Source organism: Flavivirga algicola, assembly GCF_012910715.1.
GTDB classification, from domain to species: Bacteria; Bacteroidota; Bacteroidia; order Flavobacteriales; family Flavobacteriaceae; genus Flavivirga; species Flavivirga algicola.
Map to the genome: position 1 here is coordinate 103806 of NZ_JABBHF010000007.1, position 20171 is coordinate 123976.

A 20171-nucleotide genomic window follows, 5' to 3' on the forward strand; every position below is an offset into this window, starting at 1 on the left:
TTTTTGTAGAATTTTTATAATTAGATACTTTACCTTTAATATATGGTTGAGGGGGGCAGAATAATTCCAATGTACAGAAAACTTTATTTTATTAGTACCTCAGTTCTTTAGTTAGTTAAAACAGAAGTCTTAGTTCTTGGTTCTAACAGCGGAGTGGTCTTAAGTCTTAAGCCCTTCATAAATAAGCTTGGCCGTTTTTTCACTAGCACCCTTACCTCCTAAAGCCTGTTCGAGTTCATAATATTCTAAAAATAATTTATGACGTATATCAGGATTTAAAATTTTGTCCAGTTCTTGCTGAAGCCTCTTTTTATTAAAATCATTTTGAATAAGTTCTGTAACAACTTCTTTGTCCATTACTAAATTCACTAAAGAAATAAATTTTAAAGTGATAATTCTTTTAGCAATTTGGTAGGATAGGGCACTGCCTTTATAACAAACCACTTGAGGTACTTTAAACAAAGCAGTTTCTAAAGTCGCTGTTCCAGATGTGACTAAAGCAGATGTTGATACACTTAATAAATCATACGTTTTGTTGGAAATAAATTTAACATCGTGAGATTTTATAAACGTTTCATAAAAACTGTAATCTTGGCTAGGGGCACCTGCAATAACAAATTGAAAATTGGGATAGTTCTCAACCAGGCTTAGCATCACCGATAGCATTTTAGTTATTTCTTGTTTTCTGCTTCCTGGTAATAAGGCAATAATTGGTTCGTTGGATAGGTTGTGTGTTTCTCTAAATTTAAATTCATCAACCTGTTTACGGTTAGCAATGGCATCGATTAACGGATGTCCTACAAAAGTAACGTCATAATCATGTTTTTTGTAAAATGGTTTTACAAAAGGAAGTATAACATACATGGCATCAATATCACGTTTTATGGCTTTTACTCTACGAGCTCTTGATGCCCAAACTTGAGGTGAAATATAATAATTGGTTTTAAAGTCGTTTTCTTTTGCCCATTTGGCTATACGTAAATTAAAGCCAGAATTGTCAATAAAAATAACAACATCGGGGTTAAAAGCTTTAATATCGCTTTTACAAAATGAAATGAGTTTGAAAATTTTAGCGAGGTTCATAATAATTTCGGTAAACCCCATAAAAGCTCTTTCTTTATAGTGCTTTACTAAAGTACCTCCTGTAGCTTGCATAAGATCACCGCCCCAAAACCTAATATCGGCATTAACATCTTCTTTTAGTAATGCTTTCATAAGGTTAGAACCATGTAGGTCGCCAGATGCTTCTCCTGCTAAAATGTAATATTTCATTTTTCTATTGTTAGGTCGAGCGCAGTCGAGCCCTTATACTTAAAATTTGATTTTACCTCTTGTAAATTGCATTTTTTGTCTTCAAATAAAAAAAACAAGAAGAGCTCAATAGTTAAAAAAGTTTAAAAACGAATGTGAAAACAGCAATAAAAACCGTAATCAATAAAACGCCCCTTGCTCTGTAATCTTGCTTTTTTCTTATAAAAATAAAAAAAGCTATTAGATTTAAAATGGCACCTAAGCTTATTAATTTTCCTAAAAAACCTTCATTGGCTGCAGCTTTAATAACTTTTATAAAATCATCTCCTTGTCCCAGAAAAGTTGCTGAAAAAAACAAGCCAATAGCGTTAGCTATTAAACCAACAAATATGCCTATAAAAATATCTTTTTTAATCATTTAAATTCCAGGTATTTAAATCTTTAATATATTGATGTGCGGTTAGGTCAAATTGGATAGGCACCACAGAGATATAGCCTTGTTCTAGAGCCCATTCGTCGGTATCTTTGCCTCCATCTAAATTAACAAATTTTCCAGAAAGCCAATAATAATCCTTTCCTTGCGGATTTTTGCGCTTGTCAAATTCTTCAACCCAATTCGCTTTAGCTTGTCTGCAAATTCTAATACCTTTTATATCCTCTTTCAAAATATTAGGAATATTGACATTCAGTACAATACCATTTGGTAATCTATTATTTAAAACCTGTTTGGCAATTGTTTGTACATAGCTTTTTGACGCCTCAAAATTAGCATTCCAGGTATAATCAAGTAATGAAAAGCCAACAGCTGGAATGCCTTCAATACCTGCTTCGATTGCAGCACTCATTGTACCGGAATAAATGACGTTTATGGATGAATTTGAACCGTGATTAATGCCAGAAACACAAAGGTCTGGTTTTCGATCTAATAATTCTCTAATGGCAAGCTTTACACAGTCGGCAGGTGTTCCAGAGCAACTATACTCAATTTGCGGGCCGTCGTCTAAATAAACACGTTCAGCGTAAAGTGTAGAGTCTAAAGTAATGGCATGTCCCATGCCACTTTGCGGACTGTCTGGCGCAACAACTACAACGTCACCAATGCGATTCATTATAGAAATTAATGTTCTAATGCCAGGAGCATTAATACCGTCGTCGTTTGTTACTAATATGAGTGGTTTTTCTGTCATTAAGCTCTTCTATGGCATCGCTAAAATACACAATTTCGTCAGTAAACGGTTAATTTCTTTAGTTTAACAAAAAATTAGTTGCAATTGATTATATTGGCATGGTTTTTTCCTTATTTTAGTGAAAAAATATGTTTTGCTTTTTTAAGTAATTAAATATTAATACATGAGAAAAATTATGAAAAGGAATTATAAAGTTTTATCACTTTTATTGCTGTTAGCGTTTGGGTCATGCAGTTTTACAACAAAGAAGTTTAGTAATCCAGATAAAGATAAATTACTGGTACAAATTATAACATTTGTTTTAGAGCAAGGTCATTTTGATCCTATTGCTATGAATGACGAATTTTCTTCCGAATTATTTTCAGATTATATTGAAGTTTTAGACCCTGTGAAACGCTATTTTTACGAGTCTGATTATAGAGATTTTGAAAAGTATAAGTACTTTCTTGATAATCAGCTTAAAGCGACAGAAATCACATTTTTTAATGTCGTACATGAGCGTATGTTAAAGCGTATAGAGGAAGCAAAAAAGATTTATAAGGAAGTTTTGTCAGAACCTTTTGACTACACAATTGATGAGGTGTTCGATACAAATAATGATAATAGAGAGTTTGTAAGAAGCAGAAAAGAAATGAAAGAACGCTGGAGAAAGCAACTTAAATTTTCTACACTTTCTAATTATGATGATATCATAGAGCAAGAAAAAGACGCCAAGGAAAAAGATCCGTCTTATGTCATGAAAACGGAAGCTCAAATTGAGAAAGAAGCCCGTGAAGCGACGCTTAGTTCAATTGATATCTATTTTAATGATAATATTGATGACTTACAACGTGAAGATTGGTTTGCCATTTATGTTAATACGATTGTAGAGGAGTTCGATCCTCATACTTATTATTTGGCACCGAGAGGAAAAGAAGATTTTGACCAACGTATGTCTGGGAAATTAGAAGGTATTGGAGCTAGGTTGCAAAAAAGAATGGACTACATAAAAATTGTAGAACTTATTTCGGGAGGACCAGCTTGGAGAAGTGGAAAACTTGAAGTCGAAGATGTTATTTTAAAGGTAAAGCAAGAAGATGAAGAATTTCCTGTGAATATAGTCGGGATGCGTATAAACGATGCCATAAAATATATTAAAGGCCCTAAAGGGACTAAAGTGACATTAACCATAAAGAAAGTTGATGGTACAATTAAAGATATAGTAATTACTAGAGATGTTGTAGAACTTGTGGAAACCTTTGCTAAATCTTCGATAGTAAATAAAGGGGATAAAAAGTTTGGAGTGATTAATCTACCTGCTTTTTATGTGGATTTTAAAGATTATAAAAATGTAAATGCAGCTAAAGATGTAAAAAAGGAGATTGAACGATTAAAATCTGAAGGCATGGAAGGGCTGGTTTTAGATCTGCGTAACAATGGTGGTGGTTCTTTGCCAGCAGTTGTGGATATGGCTGGGTTGTTTATAAAAGAAGGTCCCATAGTTCAAGTGCGCTCTACTGGTGAAGCTAAAGAAGTTTTAAAAGATATGGATAAATCCATAGCATGGGATGGTCCTTTGGTTATTTTGGTTAATGAAATATCGGCATCGGCTTCCGAAATTATGGCAGCTGCTATGCAAGATTATAAACGTGCCATAATTATAGGTAGTAAGCAAACTTACGGAAAAGGAACAGTTCAAAATGTTATTAATTTAAATAACATGTTAAGAAACAATATGAGCGGTGATTTAGGGGCTTTAGCTTTAACAACCCAAAAGTATTATAGAATTAATGGCGGATCAGTACAGTTAGAAGGCGTTAAAAGTGACGTAAAAGTACCAGGGCGCTTCAGTTTTATTGATGTTGGAGAGAAGGATAAAGACAACCCATTACCGTGGGATGAAATTGATGCTGCAGAATATACGCCTTGGGAATATTATTTTGATTATAATGAAACCGTAAGAAAGAGTAAAGAACGTATGGTAAACAATGAGCAGTTAAAGCTTATTGAAGAAAATGCTAAATGGGTAAAAAGTAAAATTGACGAAACAGTATTTTCATTAAACTATAAAACATATAAGGCAAAATTGGACTTAAATGAAGAAGAGTCTAAAAAATTTGATGCGATCTCTAAATATCAAACAAATTTAACGTTTCAATCTCATGGTTATGAAAAATCACTTTTTGAAAATGATACTACAGACTTAAGAGAAAAGCGTGAACGTTGGCACAAGATTTTAAGTCAAGATGTTTATATAGAAGAAGCACTTAATGTATTGGAAGATTTAAAAATATCATACCCTATTAAAAAAGTAGCATCTACGGTAAGAAAATAAAGTTTATTTATGAGTCATAAATCAAACTCATTAAAACGGTTAGCGCTCCAAAAATTTAAAAAGAACTTTTGGGGCGTTTTTAGTTTTGGTTTTATTGTATTAGTTGGTTTAGTGGCGATCTTTGCTTATGTTTTTGCGCCGGATAATTCACAGTATGCTAACCAAATGCATTTGTCAATTCATTCTAAGCAGCCTGGTTTTAAGGTGGATATGTTGACGATTCCTTCACAGTTAAAAAACCATCAAAGTTGGTTGAATAAGGTTTTCTTTGGGAAGAAAAATACAGATACAGAAATACCTATTTCAAAATATTCGGTGGAGAAAGCCATGCTTATGTATAAGGAGTATGCATCTGATGGATTGGAAGGGGTTGAAAAAACAATACCGTTAAGTACTTTTCCAAACAATCAGGTAAATGATTATATAAAAGAAAGGTATTTTCTTTTCGGGACAGATAAATACGGAAGAGATTTATTAAGTAGAGTTTTGGTAGGAGCTAGGATATCATTCTTTATAGGATTTGTAGCTGTCTTTATTTCATTGTTCATCGGTATTTTTATGGGCAGTATTTCAGGATATTTTGGAGGTAAGATAGACGCTGTTGTTATGTGGATTATTAATGTGACATGGTCTATTCCAACGTTATTGCTTGTTATTGCTATTACCCTAGCATTGGGGAAAGGTTTTTGGCAGGTGTTTATAGCAGTGGGGCTTACCATGTGGGTAGAGGTAGCTAGGGTGGTACGCGGACAAATAATAAGTACTAAAGAAATGCAGTACGTGACTGCGGCAAGGGCTTTGGGGTTTAATGATATTAGAATTATAACCAGACATATTTTACCTAATATTATGGCGCCAGTGATAGTTATTTCGGCTGCTAATTTTGCAGGTGCTATTTTAATAGAAAGTGGCCTGAGCTTTTTAGGTATTGGAGCGCAACCACCCATGGCAAGTTGGGGGGCAATGATTAAAGATCATTATAATTATATTATATTAGGGAAACCTTATTTGGCCATTATACCTGGGCTTTGTATTATGAGTTTGGTTATGGCGTTCATGCTTACAGGCAATGCATTGCGTGATGCTTTAGATGTGAAGAGCTAATTTTAATAGTTGCGCTTCATTGATTTTATTGTAGAATACTTCTTTTTTTAACAGACGAATGCATATATAAGGAATTTATTCAGTTGGTACTATAACAGAAGAAAGAGGGGGCTAATAAGTGAGTACAATGTCACATTGAGCCTGTCGAAATGTTTTTATATAACTGATATTCAATATCGGTTTCGACAAGCTCAACCTGACAAATCAAATTATAAAGACTTTTTAGATGTCCTCTTTTTTTGTCTTGGAATATACCATGTGTTTATTGGACAATCAATTTCAATACGACCGATTCTTGTAAGTTAGAGCCATGAATTCTAAAAAGATATAAACCCTTGGATTTAAATGGATTGGCATCAAAATACATTTTATCCGATTTAATTTTGCGAGTTGTTATTATTGTACCCTTAATATCATAAACACTTACCGAGCTGTTATCATTAACATCGGTTAAATCTAAATTTAGCTTTCCATTTTTTAATGGATTGGGGTACATTAAAATTTTGCTTTTTCTTGTGTGAGAAGTGTTCTTGGCAACGAACCTACTGGTTAGGGAGTTGTTTACATTAAATGTAGTGTTTTTTGAATCTAACTTGTCATTGTAAGAGCCTCCCACAGGGCGAATCATGACTTCTAGCCTATAATTATTTCCTGTAGCCCAGTTTGTTGGTTGGTTAACCGATAGGGTAACGGTGCCAGATCCATTTGAAACAGTCTGTTTTGCATTTTTCAACCAAGTTCCTGTAGGGCTATTTACAATAGCGACTAGTTCATTTTGACCTATCGATGTGTAATTGATAGTTACATTGACGTTTTCTCCTTGTGTTACATTCGCAGGGGCGCTAACTATAGTTACACTGTTAGTATTGGTATTTATTACATTGAAATTAGTAGTTTTTAAATCAAGCTGGTCATTATAAGAGCCGCCTACGGGACGAATCATGATCTCGAGTTTGTAGTTGTTACCAGCAGTCCAATTGGTAGCTTGCCCAACATTAAGAGTAACAGAGCCAGATCCATCAGAAACAGATTGCTTAGCATTGCTTAACCAGGTTCCTGTGGGGCTGTTTACAATGGCGACAACTTCATTTTGACCTGCTGAGGTGTAATTAACAGTAACACTAAGATCCTCGTCTGGAGCTATACTAGCAGGGGAATTGGTTATAGTTACACTATTAGATATGGTGTTAACAACATTAAAGTTTGTGGTTTTAGAATCAAGCTGGTCATTATAAGTACCGCCTACAGGACGAATCATGACCTCAAGTTTGTAGTTGTTACCAGTAGTCCAATTGGTAGCTTGTCCAACATTAAGAGTAACAGAGCCTGTTCCTCCAGAAACAGTTTGCTTAGCATTGCTTAACCAGGTTCCTGTGGGACTATTTACAATGGCGACAACTTCATTTTGACCTGCTGATGTGTAATTAACAGTAACACTAAGATCCTCGCCTGGAGCTACACTAGTAGGAGAATTGGTTATTGAGATGGAATTGTTGTTTGGAAGTGTATTAGGATCATATAAATTGTAGTATACGTCATTTAAGATGCTCAGATCATCTGTTTTAGGATTGTTTTTATATGCATTCGAATTTGTGTACCAAACGGTATTATTTCTGAATGTAGTTGATGGTCTGTCAATTTTTCTATTCGGGTGAAAAGAAAACCCTTGACGGTAGCTATTTGCATCATCAGCATAGAAAACATGATTGTTAATCCAGGCGTTATTTTGAGTGGGCGGTTCATTAGGTCTTGCGTTTTCACTTCCGTTTTCTTGGAAACCACCATCTCCGTTACGAATATGTATTCCAATATTGCTGTCGGTGATACAATTTTTTGCGGCGATTTCGGTCCAATATTGCCAGCGACTCCCTGCATCGAACGCGACATTTTTTATGCACTTAATCCCGTTTACATAGGCATCCATATCAACACCGTCGACATCGCATTTAACCATCAGGTTGTTTTTTATTAAAGTGTTGTTGGATGCTTTCAAATGAATGGCTCTTCTGGCACAGTCGTAAATATAGTTAGCCTCGAGCCTTGAGTTTTGTCCATAAGTATTATTTATAAAAAGCACATTTCGACAAGTAATAAAATTGATGCCCTCTATAACTAAGTTCGATACCCATTTAGAATAAATCCCTGCGACTCTTTTATTGCCGTTTATTTTGCTTCTTTTGGTACCGAAGATTTTTACATTAGTTTTGTTGTTCCCATTCGATCCTTTAATTTCAAATACACCCCGAAGAACATCACTTACCGAATATTCATCAGGAATGGTTCCAGGCAATACGGGCCCCGTGTAGTTAATTGTACCGTCTACCCATACTGTAGTGTTCGATCCAACCTTTATTAATTTGTTTCCCGCATTCAAATTAATAGTACCTCTGAAAATAAATGTACCTCCATTTCCAGCAATAGCATTTCGTTGACTTTCTAGGTTAGAAGCGTTTACAACGGTGCCAGAGCCTGAATATGTTGCAGGCCTGTTGGCTAAGGCTGTTGCGGTTTCTTTCATAGCATCGGTTTGTGCTATATTGCTAGCAAAATTGCCTTGGGTTAGCCTGGTGTTTACTACCGAACTTGGCAAACCTGCATCAAAAAGTTTATTACGAATATCGGTGACGTTACCTGTGCCTGCTGGAGCAGTACCTTGGTATACCTGGCCTGTATTGTTGGCATTAACAAGGGTGTACTGGGCGGACACAGTTTGGGAGCTTATTATTATCATTGATAATAATAGAAAATTCAAACCAAGAGTGCTTGGCTTTTTTGCTAATTTGTAAATAGTTTTTACCATAAAAATTATTGTTAAGTTAAAATTGGGATAAGATTTTTATTTAAAACAAAAAAATGTTTTTTCCTACAATTAAAAATAATATAAACTTACATGTTGTTTGTGGTACATTTTTAATAAATCGTACCACAAATGGGTTTTATATTGCAATTTTGTTAAAGAAAGAAGCGGTTTGTCGATTAAAAGAAGAATAAGTTTTTTGAATGAAAAATTTTTCGATGAAATGCTGGTGCTGTTCGTAAAGAAAATTACAAGTCTATTTGGTGTAATTGATTCCGAGCGTTATAGACTATGGAGAAGTTAATTGAATATTTTCATTAAGACTATTGATATACTCTAGTAAATTCTCTTTTCCTATGCTTTTAGATGAAGAGGTGATAAAGCAATTAGGAGTTTCTTCCCAAGTCTCTAGAAGTACATTTTTATAAATTTCCACGTGATTTTCAATAGCCTTTGGTTTTAACTTGTCTGCTTTCGTGAAAATAATAGAAAATGGGATGCCATTTTCGCCCAACCACTGCATAAACTCCAAATCGATAGGTTGTGGCTTGTGTCTAATATCCACCAAAACAAATGCAGTAACGAGCTGTTCTCGAAATGCAAAGTATTGTGTAATAAATTTTTGAAATACTTTTTTAGCACTTTTAGAAACACGAGCATAACCATAACCAGGTAAGTCTACCAAGTGCCAATTTTTGTTGATTAAAAAATGATTTATTAGCTGTGTTTTTCCAGGTCTGCCAGATGTTTTTGCTAGGCTTTTTCGGCTAGTCAGCATATTTATAAGTGATGATTTGCCAACATTACTTCTGCCAATAAAAGCATATTCAGGCAACATACTTTTGGGGCATTGGGCAACATCGGAATTACTCACTACGAACTCGGCAGATTTAATCTTCATTTTATTATTATTCCCTCGAAGCCAGGAATCTTTATTAATCGAATATTATTTTTATGTAAACCTTAAAGCGCTCGTTTATTCAGCCATCCTTGAAGGATTTTGTTAAATTCATCAGGGTGTTCCATCATGGCGGCATGTCCACATTTGTCTATCCAAAACAGATCCGAATCTGGCAAAAGTTCGTTAAACTCTTCAGCAACATCTGGTGGTGTCACTGTATCATTTTTACCCCAAATAATACAAGTTGGTATTTTCATATTAGGTAAATCTTTGGCCATATTGTGTCTTATTGCACTCTTGGCAATGGCCAGTGTTTTTATAAGCTTATTACGATCGTTTACGGTCTCGTAAACTTCATCGACAATCTCTTTAGTGGCAACTTCAGGATCATAAAAAACATCTTGTGCTTTCTTTTTTATAACTTCATAATCGCTGCGTTTGGTGTAGCCACCGCCCATGGCACTTTCATAAAGCCCTGAACTGCCTGTTATAACAAGCGCTTTTACTTTTTCGGGATAGAGTTTGGTGTGGTATAAACCGATGTGTCCTCCTAGGGAATTTCCTAGTAAAATAACTTCGTCGAAACCTTTAAATTCAATAAAATCATGTAAGTATTTAGCGAAACTCTTCACATTGGTTTTAAGCAATGACATGCTGTATACTGGTAATTCCGGAATGATAATTTTATAGCCATTGGTGCTGAAAAAATCAGAGACAGCATTAAAATTGCTAAGCCCACCCATAAGGCCATGTAATATCACTATAGGTGTACCTTCTCCAGCTTCAAAGTAACTATATTCTTTTTCCTTTTTTAAACGATACATCATTATTAGTTGGTCATTGCATTAAGAACAAATATAGTTAATTCATTCATATTTTAACCATTTAAATTGTTTGGCAAAAATAAAACTTTCTTACAGGAATGTTGATAAAAAATATGTTATTAAATTTTTGTTTCCAACATGTTGATAGTAAGCTATAAGCATGTTTTTTAGCGATTGAAATCGTGTTTAAGCTCCATTTAATCGAAAAATTATCAACAAAGTGGTATAAAGTGGTAAAATGTGGTATATTTTTCAATATATTTGAAACTTAAACGTTAGAATTTCAATAAACCGTTTTGGACTTAATAACAGGAACATACGATTGCAAAGTAGATGCAAAGGGTAGGTTAATGATGCCAGCTTCCTTAAAAAAACAGCTGTCTTCTATTTTATCCGATGGTTTTGTGTTGCGTCGTTCTGTGTTTCAAAAGTGTTTGGAGTTGTATCCAATGGGTGAGTGGCAAATTTTAATGCAGAAGATGAATAAGCTTAATAAGTTTAAAAAGAAGAACAATGATTTTATTCGCAGGTTCACGGCGGGAGCAAAGATCGTAGATGTCGATGTTAATGGGCGTTTGCTAATACCAAAGGACTTGACGGTATTTGCCGATATTTCGAAAAATATAGTGGTAGCCTCGGCTATAAATATTATCGAAATATGGGATAAGGATTTATATGAACAGGCCATTGATGATGCGTCTGTTGATTTTGCAGATTTAGCTGAAGAGGTAATGGGACAAGACGATGAAGACCATGGAATATCATAACCCTGTATTGTTAAAAGAGACTGTTGATGGTCTGGACGTCAAAGCTGATGGGGTCTATGTGGATGTAACGTTTGGTGGCGGAGGCCATAGTAAGGAAATATTAAGAAGGCTTGGTGAGCGCGGGAGGTTGTTTGCTTTTGATCAAGATGAGGATGCTCTTGAAAATGCTCTTGACGACCCTAGGTTTACATTGATTCATGAAAACTTTAGGTACTTGAAGCGCTTTTTGCGATTTCATGGTGTTAAACAAGTTGATGGGGTTTTGGCGGATTTCGGCGTGTCATCTCATCAATTTGATGTTGCTGAGCGTGGATTTTCTACGCGCTTTGAAGCAGATCTGGATATGCGAATGAATCAGCAAAATGAACTGTCTGCTTTTCATGTTGTGAATGAATATGAAGAAGAGCAATTGAAGCAGGTGTTTTTGCAATATGGTGAATTGCGTGCGGCACCTGCTATGGCAAGATTGGTAGTAGAGCATAGGAAAATAGAGCCTATCATAACAAGCGAGCAGTTAAAAGGTGTGCTGAGGAAGTTTTTGCCACCACGACATGAAAACAAAGTATTGGCACAGATTTATCAGGCCATTCGGATAGAGGTGAATCAGGAAATCGAGGTGTTAAAAGAGTTTTTGGAGCAGACACCAGACATTTTGTTTAAAGGCGGTCGATTGAGTTTTATATCCTATCATTCTCTTGAAGATAGGTTGGTGAAGCGTTTTATTAGAAATGGGATGTTTGAAGGGGAGCCAGAGCGCGATATGTTTGGGAATTTTGAAGTGCCATTGAAAAAAGTAAATGGCTTGATTGTGCCTTCTAAAGAGGAAATTGATGCAAATAGTAGGGCTAGAAGTGCTAAGTTGCGAATAGCTGAAAAGCTTTAAAAGTCTAATAAGAATAATTAAGATATCTCAAAGAGAGAGAAGAATGAAAAAAAGCATCTATAACATATTAAAAGGGACTTTTTTAGTTAGTGATGACTCTTTTAAAAATTGGAGGTTTATCATTTTTGTTTCTGTTTTGGCGATTATAATGATAGCAAGTTCGCATAGTGCGGATAAAAAAGTATACGAAATTGCCCGATTGAAAAATGAAGTTAAAGAAATGCGCTCAGCATTTGTGGATGGGCGTTCTCGGCTCATGAGACTTAAAATGGAGTCGGCGGTTATTGGTAAAATGAAAGGAAAAGGTTTATCGCCCTCGGTGATACCTCCTAAGAAAATAAAGGTTAAATCTCAAAAATAAAGTAAGCCCTTGGCAGTAAACGAAAAAGGCATATTAAACCGATTGTATTTTATAGCAGGATGTATGTTCGTCTTCGGGCTTGCTGTGATGTTTAAATTGTTGAGCATTCAATTTTTGCAAGGAGATAAATATCGGGCTTTGGTTGATAAGAGGGATATTCAGGATATCACTATACCTGCTAATAGGGGTAATGTGTATGCTGATGATGGAAGTTTGCTGGCAACCTCAATTCCTAAATATAATATTGCTATAGATGCGGTAACGTCTCAGCAAAAAACCTTTGAAGAATTTATAAAACCATTATGTGATTCACTTTCCGGGTATTTGGGCAGGTCTTCAAGCTATTATGAAAAAGAAATAAGAAAAGCGCGATCAAATAAGAATCAATATTATTTATTGGTTAAAAATATTAATTACACAGATTATGTTCGGTTTAGAAATTTTCCACTATTAAAACGCGGGGCTATTTCAGGTGGATTGATTGTAGAGCAAACAACAAAGCGAGAGTTTCCTATGGGGAGCATCGCAAGGCGAACTATTGGTTATGAGCGTTTTGATGATCAAGGAAATGTAACCAGGCCTGGAATTGATGGTGCTTTTGGGGTGAAATATTTAAGAGGAACAGATGGTAAGCGCTTAAAGCAGAAAATTGGAAAGAATAAATGGAAACCACTTACAGACTTTAATCAAATAGAGCCAAAAGATGGCTATGATGTGTATACGACGATTGATGTTAATATTCAGGACATCGCGCACCATGCCCTTTTAGAGCAGTTGGATAAGTATAAGGCGGATCATGGTTGTGTGGTTGTTATGGAAACTAAAACAGGAGAGGTGAAGGCGATCTCTAATTTAGGTAGAAACAGTAAAGGCTTGTATTATGAACGATTAAATTATGCGGTTGGGGAAAGTCATGAATCAGGTTCTACTTTTAAGTTAATGGCTATAACTGCTGCTTTAGAAGATAAAGTTGTGGATACCAGTGATGTGGTAGATACAGAAAAAGGGGTGCTTACTTTTTATGGCAAAAAAGTGCGTGATTCCAGGTATGGTGGTTATGGGAAAATATCTGTTTCAGAGGCTTTTGAAGTCTCGTCAAATACAGGAATAGTCAAGGCAATAGATCGGGCTTATAAGAAGAAGCCGAGTATGTTTGTTGATAGATTGTATGATATGAGCTTAAATCAAAAATTGGATATTCCAATTATTGGAGAACCAAGTCCTATAATTCCAGATCCTAGAATAAAAAATGGACGCTGGAGCGGTATTGCATTGCAATGGATGGCTTACGGTTATGGGGTATCGTTCACGCCATTACAAACATTAACATTTTATAATGCTATAGCAAATGGGGGTGAAATGGTAAAACCTCAATTTTTAAAAGAAGTTAAAGAGTTTGATAAAGTAATAGTGCCTTATAAAAAAGAAGTGATTAATGAGCAAATATGTTCTAAGGAAACTATTGCTAAAGTCCGTCAATTATTAAAAAATGTTGTAGAGAAAAAACATGGAACTGGAAATAAGTTGTATTCTAAAAATTTCTCTATGGCAGGGAAAACAGGTACTTGTCAAAAAGATTATAGAGATAAGAAAAAGTTGAATTATATATCGTCGTTTGCAGGTTATTTCCCAGCAGATAATCCTAAATATTCATGCATTGTGGTTATTCACGAACCAGATAGGGAAGTAGGGTATTATGGAGCCGATGTATCTGGTCCTGTTTTTAAAAAAATAGCTCAAAAAATATTTATAGAAACACCGTTAACCAATCAGATTAATTCGCTTGAAGTAAAAAATCCATCGGCAGAAAAAGAATATGTTGCTTATTATCAAACGGCAAGAACTTATAAAACAATAATGCCTAGTGTTATTGGTTTGCCAGCAATGGATGCGCTGGCACTTTTGGAGAACATGGATGTGGATGTAAAAGTAAAACTTGAAGGAAGAGGTGTTGTAAAAGCACAATCTGTAAGTAAAAATGAGAAATTAAAAAATAATCAAACGATAGTTTTAAAAGCTTCATGATTGCACTAAAAGACATATTATATAAGGTAACAATCAATGCTGTGGTTGGTAGTACGGGTATTGATATTAGGGCTATCGATTTTGATTCTCGAAAAATTAACAAAGGTGATTTGTTTGTCGCCATTCGCGGAAATGTTGTAGATGGACATCACTTTATTGATACGGCTATAAAAAATGGTGCTATAGGAATTATATGTGAAGTATTACCAGAAAACTTGGTAGATGGAGTGACTTATGTAGAGGTGGGGAACTCCAGTAAAGCTTTAGCTATAATGGGATCCAATTATTATGGTACGCCATCCGAAAACTTGAAACTAGTAGGTGTTACGGGAACTAATGGGAAAACAACCATAGCAAGTTTGTTGTATCAATTATTTAAAAAAGCAGGTTACAAAGTTGGGTTGTTGTCGACAGTTAAAATAATGGTTGATGATACAGAGTATAAGGCAACACATACTACGCCAGATTCATTAACTATCAATAAGTATTTAAGGGAGATGAATATTGAAGGGGTTGAATTTTGCTTTATGGAGGTGAGTTCTCATGGGATTCATCAATATAGAACAGAAGGACTGCTGTTTGAAGGGGGCATATTCACTAATTTATCTCATGACCATTTAGATTATCATAAAACATTTGCGGAATATAGAGATGTTAAGAAGATGTTTTTTGACGGGCTTTCAGAAAAAGCCTTCGCGTTGGTAAATGTAGACGATAAAAACGGACTTGTTATGTTGCAAAATACCAAGGCTCGAAAATTTACTTATGCTTTAAAGGGTTATGCCGATTATAAAGCTCAAATTCTGGAAAACCAATTTAGTGGACTTTTGCTTAAAATAAATGATAGCGAAGTATGGGCACGACTTATAGGGGGGGTTAATGCTTATAATATTTTGGCTATTTATGCCACTGCAGAATTGTTGGGGCTTGAAAGGGTTGAAATATTGCGCTTAATAAGTGAATTGGATAATGTAAGTGGGAGGTTTCAGTATTTGATTTCTGATGAGAAAATTACAGCGATAATAGATTATGCGCATACGCCCGATGCATTGAAAAATGTATTGGAAACCATTAATAGTATTCGAACTAAAAATGAAGAACTCATAACAGTTGTTGGCTGTGGAGGAGATAGAGATAAAACCAAACGACCCAAAATGGGACATATAGCCTCGGCTTTAAGTACGAAGGTTATTTTTACAAGTGATAATCCGCGAAGTGAGGTTCCAGAAGATATTCTTAATGATATTGAAAAAGGTGTCGCCCCTCAGAATTACAAAAAAACATTAACCATAGTTGATAGAAAGCAGGCAATAAAAACAGCTTGTCAGTTAGCACAACCCAACGATATTATTTTAATAGCAGGGAAGGGGCACGAAACATATCAAGAAATTAAAGGTGAACGCTTTGATTTTGATGATTATAAAATGGTACAAGAATTTTTAAAGCAAATACAAAAATAGCATGTTGTATTACCTATTTGATTATTTAGAAAAACAGTTTCAATTCCCTGGAGCTACACTTTTTGGTTTTTTAACCTTTAGGGCGGCTTTGGCAATGATTCTGTCGCTGCTTATTTCAACCATATATGGAAAACGAATTATACGTTTTTTGCAAAAACAACAAGTAGGTGAAACCATAAGGGACTTAGGGCTGGAGGGGCAACAGGAGAAAGCAGGAACCCCAACCATGGGAGGTATTATTATTATTCTGGCAACGTTAATTCCTGTGTTATTGCTATCTAAACTAGAAAATATTTACATCATTTTACTAATTGTAACAACGCTCTGGATGGGTGTTATTGGATTTATCGATGATTATATTAAAAAGTTTAAAAATGATAAAGAAGGACTTAAGGGGCGATTTAAGATTCTCGGACAAGTGGGGCTTGGTATTATAGTTGGTGCGACTTTCTTCTTTCATTCAGATGTTACTATAAAGGAAAAACTTCCCATTGAAGTGCAGCGGGAAATGTTGGCTGAAGATGCGGATATAGCGCCATCAAAACTTTTTAAGGAAGAAGCAAAGTCGACCAAAACGACCATTCCCTTTGTGAAAGGAAATGAGTTTGATTATGCTAAGCTTGTTACGTGGATAAGTCCAGATTTAGATAAGTATGCTTGGATTATATTTATTCTAATCAGCATTATTATTATAACTGCTGTTTCAAACGGCGCAAACCTTACGGACGGTATTGATGGGTTAGCAGCCGGGACATCGGCAATAATAGTGCTTACATTAGGGATATTCGCATGGGTGTCTGGTAATATTATTTTTTCAGACTATCTCAATATTATGTATATCCCAAGAGTGGAGGAGATAACCATTTATATTGCTGCTTTTGTAGGGGCATTAATTGGTTTCTTATGGTACAACACATTTCCAGCTCAAGTTTTTATGGGAGATACAGGAAGCTTAACCATTGGGGGTATAATTGCTGTGATAGCTATTGCTGTTCGTAAAGAGTGGCTAATTCCAGTGTTGTGTGGTATTTTTTTAGCGGAAAATTTATCGGTAATCATGCAGGTAAGCTGGTTTAAGTATACGAAGAAAAAATATGGGGAAGGGCGTCGCATTTTTAAAATGTCACCATTGCATCATCACTATCAAAAATCAGGATATCATGAAAGTAAGATTGTAACCCGATTTTGGATTGTAGGTATTCTATTAGCGATTCTTTCAATAGTCACATTGAAAATTAGATAGTCAGAATTACGAATTACGATTTTGGATTTAAGAATATATGAAGGAAGTTTTAAAAAAAAGAACAAAAAAATTTGCATCAGATTGCTGGCATTTATGTACAAAATTTCCTGTTTCAAGAGAGTTCAATGCATACTGTAACCAATTAATAAGATGTTCAAGTTCAGTTGGGGCTAATTATAGAGCGGCGTGTAGGGCAAAGTCCGATGCGGATTTTATAAATAAGCTAAAGATTGTTGAAGAAGAAGCTGATGAGAGTATGTACTTTTTGGAATTGCTTATAGAGGTTGGTGGCAAGGAGCATAATGAAATAAGAAGATTGTTGGCCGAAGCAAACGAATTATTATCTATAACAGTTGCTTCAATTAGAACTATGAGAAACCGTAAATCGTAATTCTAAAATCGTAAATGAAAAAGTTAGTCATATTAGGAGGTGGAGAAAGTGGTGTTGGTACCGCGCTTTTGGGAAAAGAAAAGGGGTATGATGTTTTTGTTTCAGATAAAGGAAAAATTAAAGAAATATATAAAGAAGTTCTTATAAATAATGAGATTGAATGGGAAGATGAAAACCATTCGGAAGAAAAAATCCTGAATGCAGATGTTGTAATGAAAAGCCCTGGGATTCCAGATAAAGTGCCTTTGGTGAAACAGATTCGTGATAAGGGAATATTAGTAGTATCAGAAATTGAATTTGCATCGAAGTTTACGCAGGCTAGTATTGTTGGGATTACAGGGAGTAATGGTAAAACAACAACGGCTTCTTTGACGCATCATATTCTAAAACAAGTATTAAATGTGGGGCTAGCGGGTAATATAGGTGACAGTTTTGCTAAACAGGTTTTAGAGGAAGGCTACGATAATTATGTGTTGGAGATTAGCAGTTTTCAATTAGATGATATTGTCGATTTTAAACCGCATATAGCAGTAATTACAAACATTACACCTGATCATTTAGATAGGTATGACTATCAATTTGAGAAGTATATCGCTTCAAAATTTAGAATAGCTATGAATCAAACTAAAGCGGATTATTTGATTTATGATGCCGATGATGAAGTGATAGTCGAGCATTTAAAAAAACATCCAGTTCAGTCAACATTATTGCCATTTTCATTGACAAAGCAAATAGAGAATGGTGCGTATTTAAAAGATGATAATATAAATATAACAATTAATAACAACCAAATAATTATGCCAACAACAAATATAAAATTAGAAGGAAAACACAACACAAAAAATGCTATGGCTGCCTCGACAGTCTCGCATTTGTTGAAAATTAGAAAACAGACCATAAGGGAGAGTTTGGAAAACTTCCAGGGTGTTGAACACCGTTTGGAGCATGTTTTAAAAATTAATAAAGTACAGTATATAAACGATTCTAAAGCAACTAACGTAAATGCTACATATTATGCTTTGGAAAGTATGGATGCACCTACGGTTTGGATTGTTGGAGGGGAAGATAAAGGCAATAACTATGAGGAGTTGTTTCCTTTTGTAAATGAAAAAGTGAAGGCTATTATTTGTTTGGGCGCAGATAATGAGAAATTGATGCAAACGTTTGGGGGCATGGTCGATGTTATTGTTGAAACACAATTTATGAGCGAGGCGGTAAAAATTGCGTATAAAATTTCTGAAGCAGGAGATAATGTTTTATTGTCGCCAGCATGTGCAAGTTTTGATCTGTTTCAAAATTATGAAGATAGAGGGCGTCAATTTAAAAGCGCAGTAAGAAATTTATAAAAATCAGGAATTATCCTGTTTATCGCACTGAGCGTAGTCGAAGTGAGATTAAGGAGGTGGTAGGGATTAAAAGTATAATAATAACTTTCATTAGGAAAGATGTCTGGGAGGACAGATGGGATGCAAACAGTATTTAAAAACATAAAGGGAGATCGGTTAATTTGGGCTATTGTAGCGTTGTTGGCTATAGCCTCATTTTTGCCTGTTTACAGTGCTGCTAGTGATCTGGCATATGTTAAGCACAACGGTAATACGTTTATTTCGTTTGTAAAACATTTTATGCATTTGTTTTTAGGGTTCGTTATTATGTATGGAGTACATAAAATCCCGTATAGATATTTTAAAGGGTTGTCTTTGGTGATGATTCCAATAGTTTTGGTGTTGTTGGTTATTACGATGTTGCAAGGAACAGTTATGGGAGGGGCAAGTGCTAGTAGATGGATTAAAATACCTATTGTGGGCATGTCTTTTCAAACATCGACTTTTGCTTCGGTGGTGCTGATGGTTTATGTGGCGCGATATATGTCGAAAATTAAAGATATTAATATAAGCTTAAGGAAATCTATTCTTCCGCTTTGGATGCCTGTTTTTATGGTGTTGGCCTTAATTTTGCCTTCAAATTTTTCAACAGCAGCCATTATATTTTTAATGGTGTTGTTTCTGGTGTTTTTAGGAGGGTATCCTGTGCGCTATTTAGGGGTTATACTAGGTTCGGGCCTGTTGGCATTGGTGTTTTTTGTCATGTTTGCAAAATTAACAACCGGACCATTGCATGTTAAAGTGACCACTTGGGAAAACAGAATTAAGAACTATTCAAATAATGAAGATACGGATGCAGATTATCAAATAGAAAAAGCAAAAATTGCTATAGCATCTGGTAAGGTTTTCGGTGTCGGTCCAGGTAAAAGTATTCAAAAACATGCCTTGCCGCAATCGTCATCAGATTTCATTTTTGCAATTATTATAGAAGAATATGGCTTAATAGGGGGTTTTACAATTATAATCCTTTATATGTGGTTGTTGTTTAGGATTGTTATTGTATCTCAAAAATCTGATACCATATTCGGTAAACTCTTAGTATTGGGTGTTGGCTTGCCTATTGTGTTTCAAGCGTTAATTAATATGGCTGTAGCTGTCGAGTTGTTTCCTGTAACGGGACAAACATTGCCTTTGGTGAGTAGTGGAGGGACATCTATATGGATGACGTGTTTGGCGATAGGAATTATTTTAAGCGTGAGCGCGAAACGAGAAGAAATAAAAGAACAGGAAATTAAGGAGGATAATCCGTTGGAAATTTTAAGTGAAACTATTTAAGAG

At 35.1% G+C, this 20171-nt stretch carries 17 protein-coding genes; 11 read left to right on the forward strand and 6 right to left on the reverse strand.

Going from position 1 to position 20171, the window contains the following annotated elements; genetic code table 11:
* Nucleotides 1–159: 159 nt before the first annotated feature.
* The 3 genes from lpxB to surE all read right to left on the reverse strand — a co-directional run bounded on the left by lpxB (nucleotide 160) and on the right by surE (nucleotide 2438).
* Nucleotides 160–1272: a lipid-A-disaccharide synthase gene (gene lpxB / locus HHX25_RS13025; RefSeq protein ID WP_169674197.1), complete on the reverse strand. Its 1113-nt coding sequence runs from the start codon at nucleotides 1270–1272 to the stop codon at nucleotides 160–162.
* A gap of 112 nt (nucleotides 1273–1384) precedes the next feature.
* Nucleotides 1385–1669: a hypothetical protein gene (locus HHX25_RS13030; RefSeq protein ID WP_169674200.1), complete on the reverse strand. Its 285-nt coding sequence runs from the start codon at nucleotides 1667–1669 to the stop codon at nucleotides 1385–1387.
* Complete coding sequence (surE, locus tag HHX25_RS13035) at nucleotides 1662–2438, reverse strand: 5'/3'-nucleotidase SurE (protein ID WP_169674203.1); 777 nt, start codon at nucleotides 2436–2438, stop codon at nucleotides 1662–1664. Before surE ends, HHX25_RS13030 begins: the two co-directional genes overlap by 8 nt.
* Nucleotides 2439–2613: 175 nt before the next feature.
* On the opposite strand from surE, the gene HHX25_RS13040 reads away from it, so the two are divergent.
* Nucleotides 2614–4752 carry a carboxy terminal-processing peptidase gene (locus tag HHX25_RS13040; RefSeq protein ID WP_169674206.1) on the forward strand — a complete coding sequence of 713 codons (2139 nt, stop codon included), beginning with the start codon at nucleotides 2614–2616 and terminating at the stop codon, nucleotides 4750–4752.
* Nucleotides 4753–4761: 9 nt separating this feature from the next.
* Nucleotides 4762–5856, forward strand: a complete 1095-nt coding sequence (locus HHX25_RS13045; protein WP_169674209.1) for an ABC transporter permease — start codon at nucleotides 4762–4764, stop codon at nucleotides 5854–5856.
* A gap of 262 nt (nucleotides 5857–6118) precedes the next feature.
* On the opposite strand, the gene HHX25_RS13050 is transcribed toward HHX25_RS13045, so the two are convergent.
* The 3 genes from HHX25_RS13050 to HHX25_RS13060 all read right to left on the reverse strand — a co-directional run bounded on the left by HHX25_RS13050 (nucleotide 6119) and on the right by HHX25_RS13060 (nucleotide 10381).
* Nucleotides 6119–8587, reverse strand: a complete 2469-nt coding sequence (locus HHX25_RS13050; protein ID WP_169674212.1) for a T9SS type A sorting domain-containing protein — start codon at nucleotides 8585–8587, stop codon at nucleotides 6119–6121.
* A gap of 355 nt (nucleotides 8588–8942) precedes the next feature.
* The gene (yihA, locus tag HHX25_RS13055) at nucleotides 8943–9554 is read right to left on the reverse strand and encodes a ribosome biogenesis GTP-binding protein YihA/YsxC (protein WP_169674215.1); all 612 of its coding nucleotides are present in this window, start codon (nucleotides 9552–9554) and stop codon (nucleotides 8943–8945) included.
* Between the two features lie 62 nt (nucleotides 9555–9616).
* The gene (locus tag HHX25_RS13060; RefSeq protein WP_169674218.1) at nucleotides 9617–10381 is read right to left on the reverse strand and encodes an alpha/beta fold hydrolase; all 765 of its coding nucleotides are present in this window, start codon (nucleotides 10379–10381) and stop codon (nucleotides 9617–9619) included.
* A 293-nt stretch (nucleotides 10382–10674) separates the two neighbouring features.
* On the opposite strand from HHX25_RS13060, the gene mraZ reads away from it, so the two are divergent.
* The 9 genes from mraZ (at nucleotide 10675) to HHX25_RS13105 (ending at nucleotide 20168) form a co-directional block, all read left to right on the forward strand.
* Entirely contained in the window at nucleotides 10675–11145 is a 471-nt protein-coding gene (mraZ, locus tag HHX25_RS13065) for a division/cell wall cluster transcriptional repressor MraZ (RefSeq protein ID WP_169674221.1), read from the forward strand.
* The gene (gene rsmH, locus HHX25_RS13070) at nucleotides 11132–12028 is read left to right on the forward strand and encodes a 16S rRNA (cytosine(1402)-N(4))-methyltransferase RsmH (RefSeq protein ID WP_169674224.1); all 897 of its coding nucleotides are present in this window, start codon (nucleotides 11132–11134) and stop codon (nucleotides 12026–12028) included. Before mraZ ends, rsmH begins: the two co-directional genes overlap by 14 nt.
* A gap of 43 nt (nucleotides 12029–12071) precedes the next feature.
* Nucleotides 12072–12389, forward strand: coding sequence for an FtsL-like putative cell division protein (locus HHX25_RS13075; RefSeq protein WP_169674227.1), 318 nt, complete (start codon nucleotides 12072–12074; stop codon nucleotides 12387–12389).
* Nucleotides 12390–12452: 63 nt separating this feature from the next.
* Nucleotides 12453–14414, forward strand: coding sequence for a penicillin-binding protein (locus tag HHX25_RS13080; RefSeq protein ID WP_169674755.1), 1962 nt, complete (start codon nucleotides 12453–12455; stop codon nucleotides 14412–14414).
* Nucleotides 14411–15874, forward strand: coding sequence for a UDP-N-acetylmuramoyl-L-alanyl-D-glutamate--2,6-diaminopimelate ligase (locus HHX25_RS13085; RefSeq protein WP_169674230.1), 1464 nt, complete (start codon nucleotides 14411–14413; stop codon nucleotides 15872–15874). The genes HHX25_RS13080 and HHX25_RS13085 overlap by 4 nt, the downstream gene beginning before the upstream one ends.
* 1 nt (nucleotide 15875) lies before the next feature.
* Nucleotides 15876–17117 (forward strand): phospho-N-acetylmuramoyl-pentapeptide-transferase, encoded by a 1242-nt coding sequence (gene mraY, locus HHX25_RS13090; protein WP_169674233.1) that lies wholly within the window; start codon nucleotides 15876–15878, stop codon nucleotides 17115–17117.
* Between the two features lie 37 nt (nucleotides 17118–17154).
* Nucleotides 17155–17508 carry a four helix bundle protein gene (locus tag HHX25_RS13095; RefSeq protein WP_169674236.1) on the forward strand — a complete coding sequence of 118 codons (354 nt, stop codon included), beginning with the start codon at nucleotides 17155–17157 and terminating at the stop codon, nucleotides 17506–17508.
* Between the two features lie 14 nt (nucleotides 17509–17522).
* Nucleotides 17523–18854 (forward strand): UDP-N-acetylmuramoyl-L-alanine--D-glutamate ligase, encoded by a 1332-nt coding sequence (murD, locus tag HHX25_RS13100; protein ID WP_169674239.1) that lies wholly within the window; start codon nucleotides 17523–17525, stop codon nucleotides 18852–18854.
* A gap of 120 nt (nucleotides 18855–18974) precedes the next feature.
* Nucleotides 18975–20168: an FtsW/RodA/SpoVE family cell cycle protein gene (locus tag HHX25_RS13105; protein WP_169674757.1), complete on the forward strand. Its 1194-nt coding sequence runs from the start codon at nucleotides 18975–18977 to the stop codon at nucleotides 20166–20168.
* The last annotated feature ends 3 nt before the right edge of the window (nucleotides 20169–20171 follow it).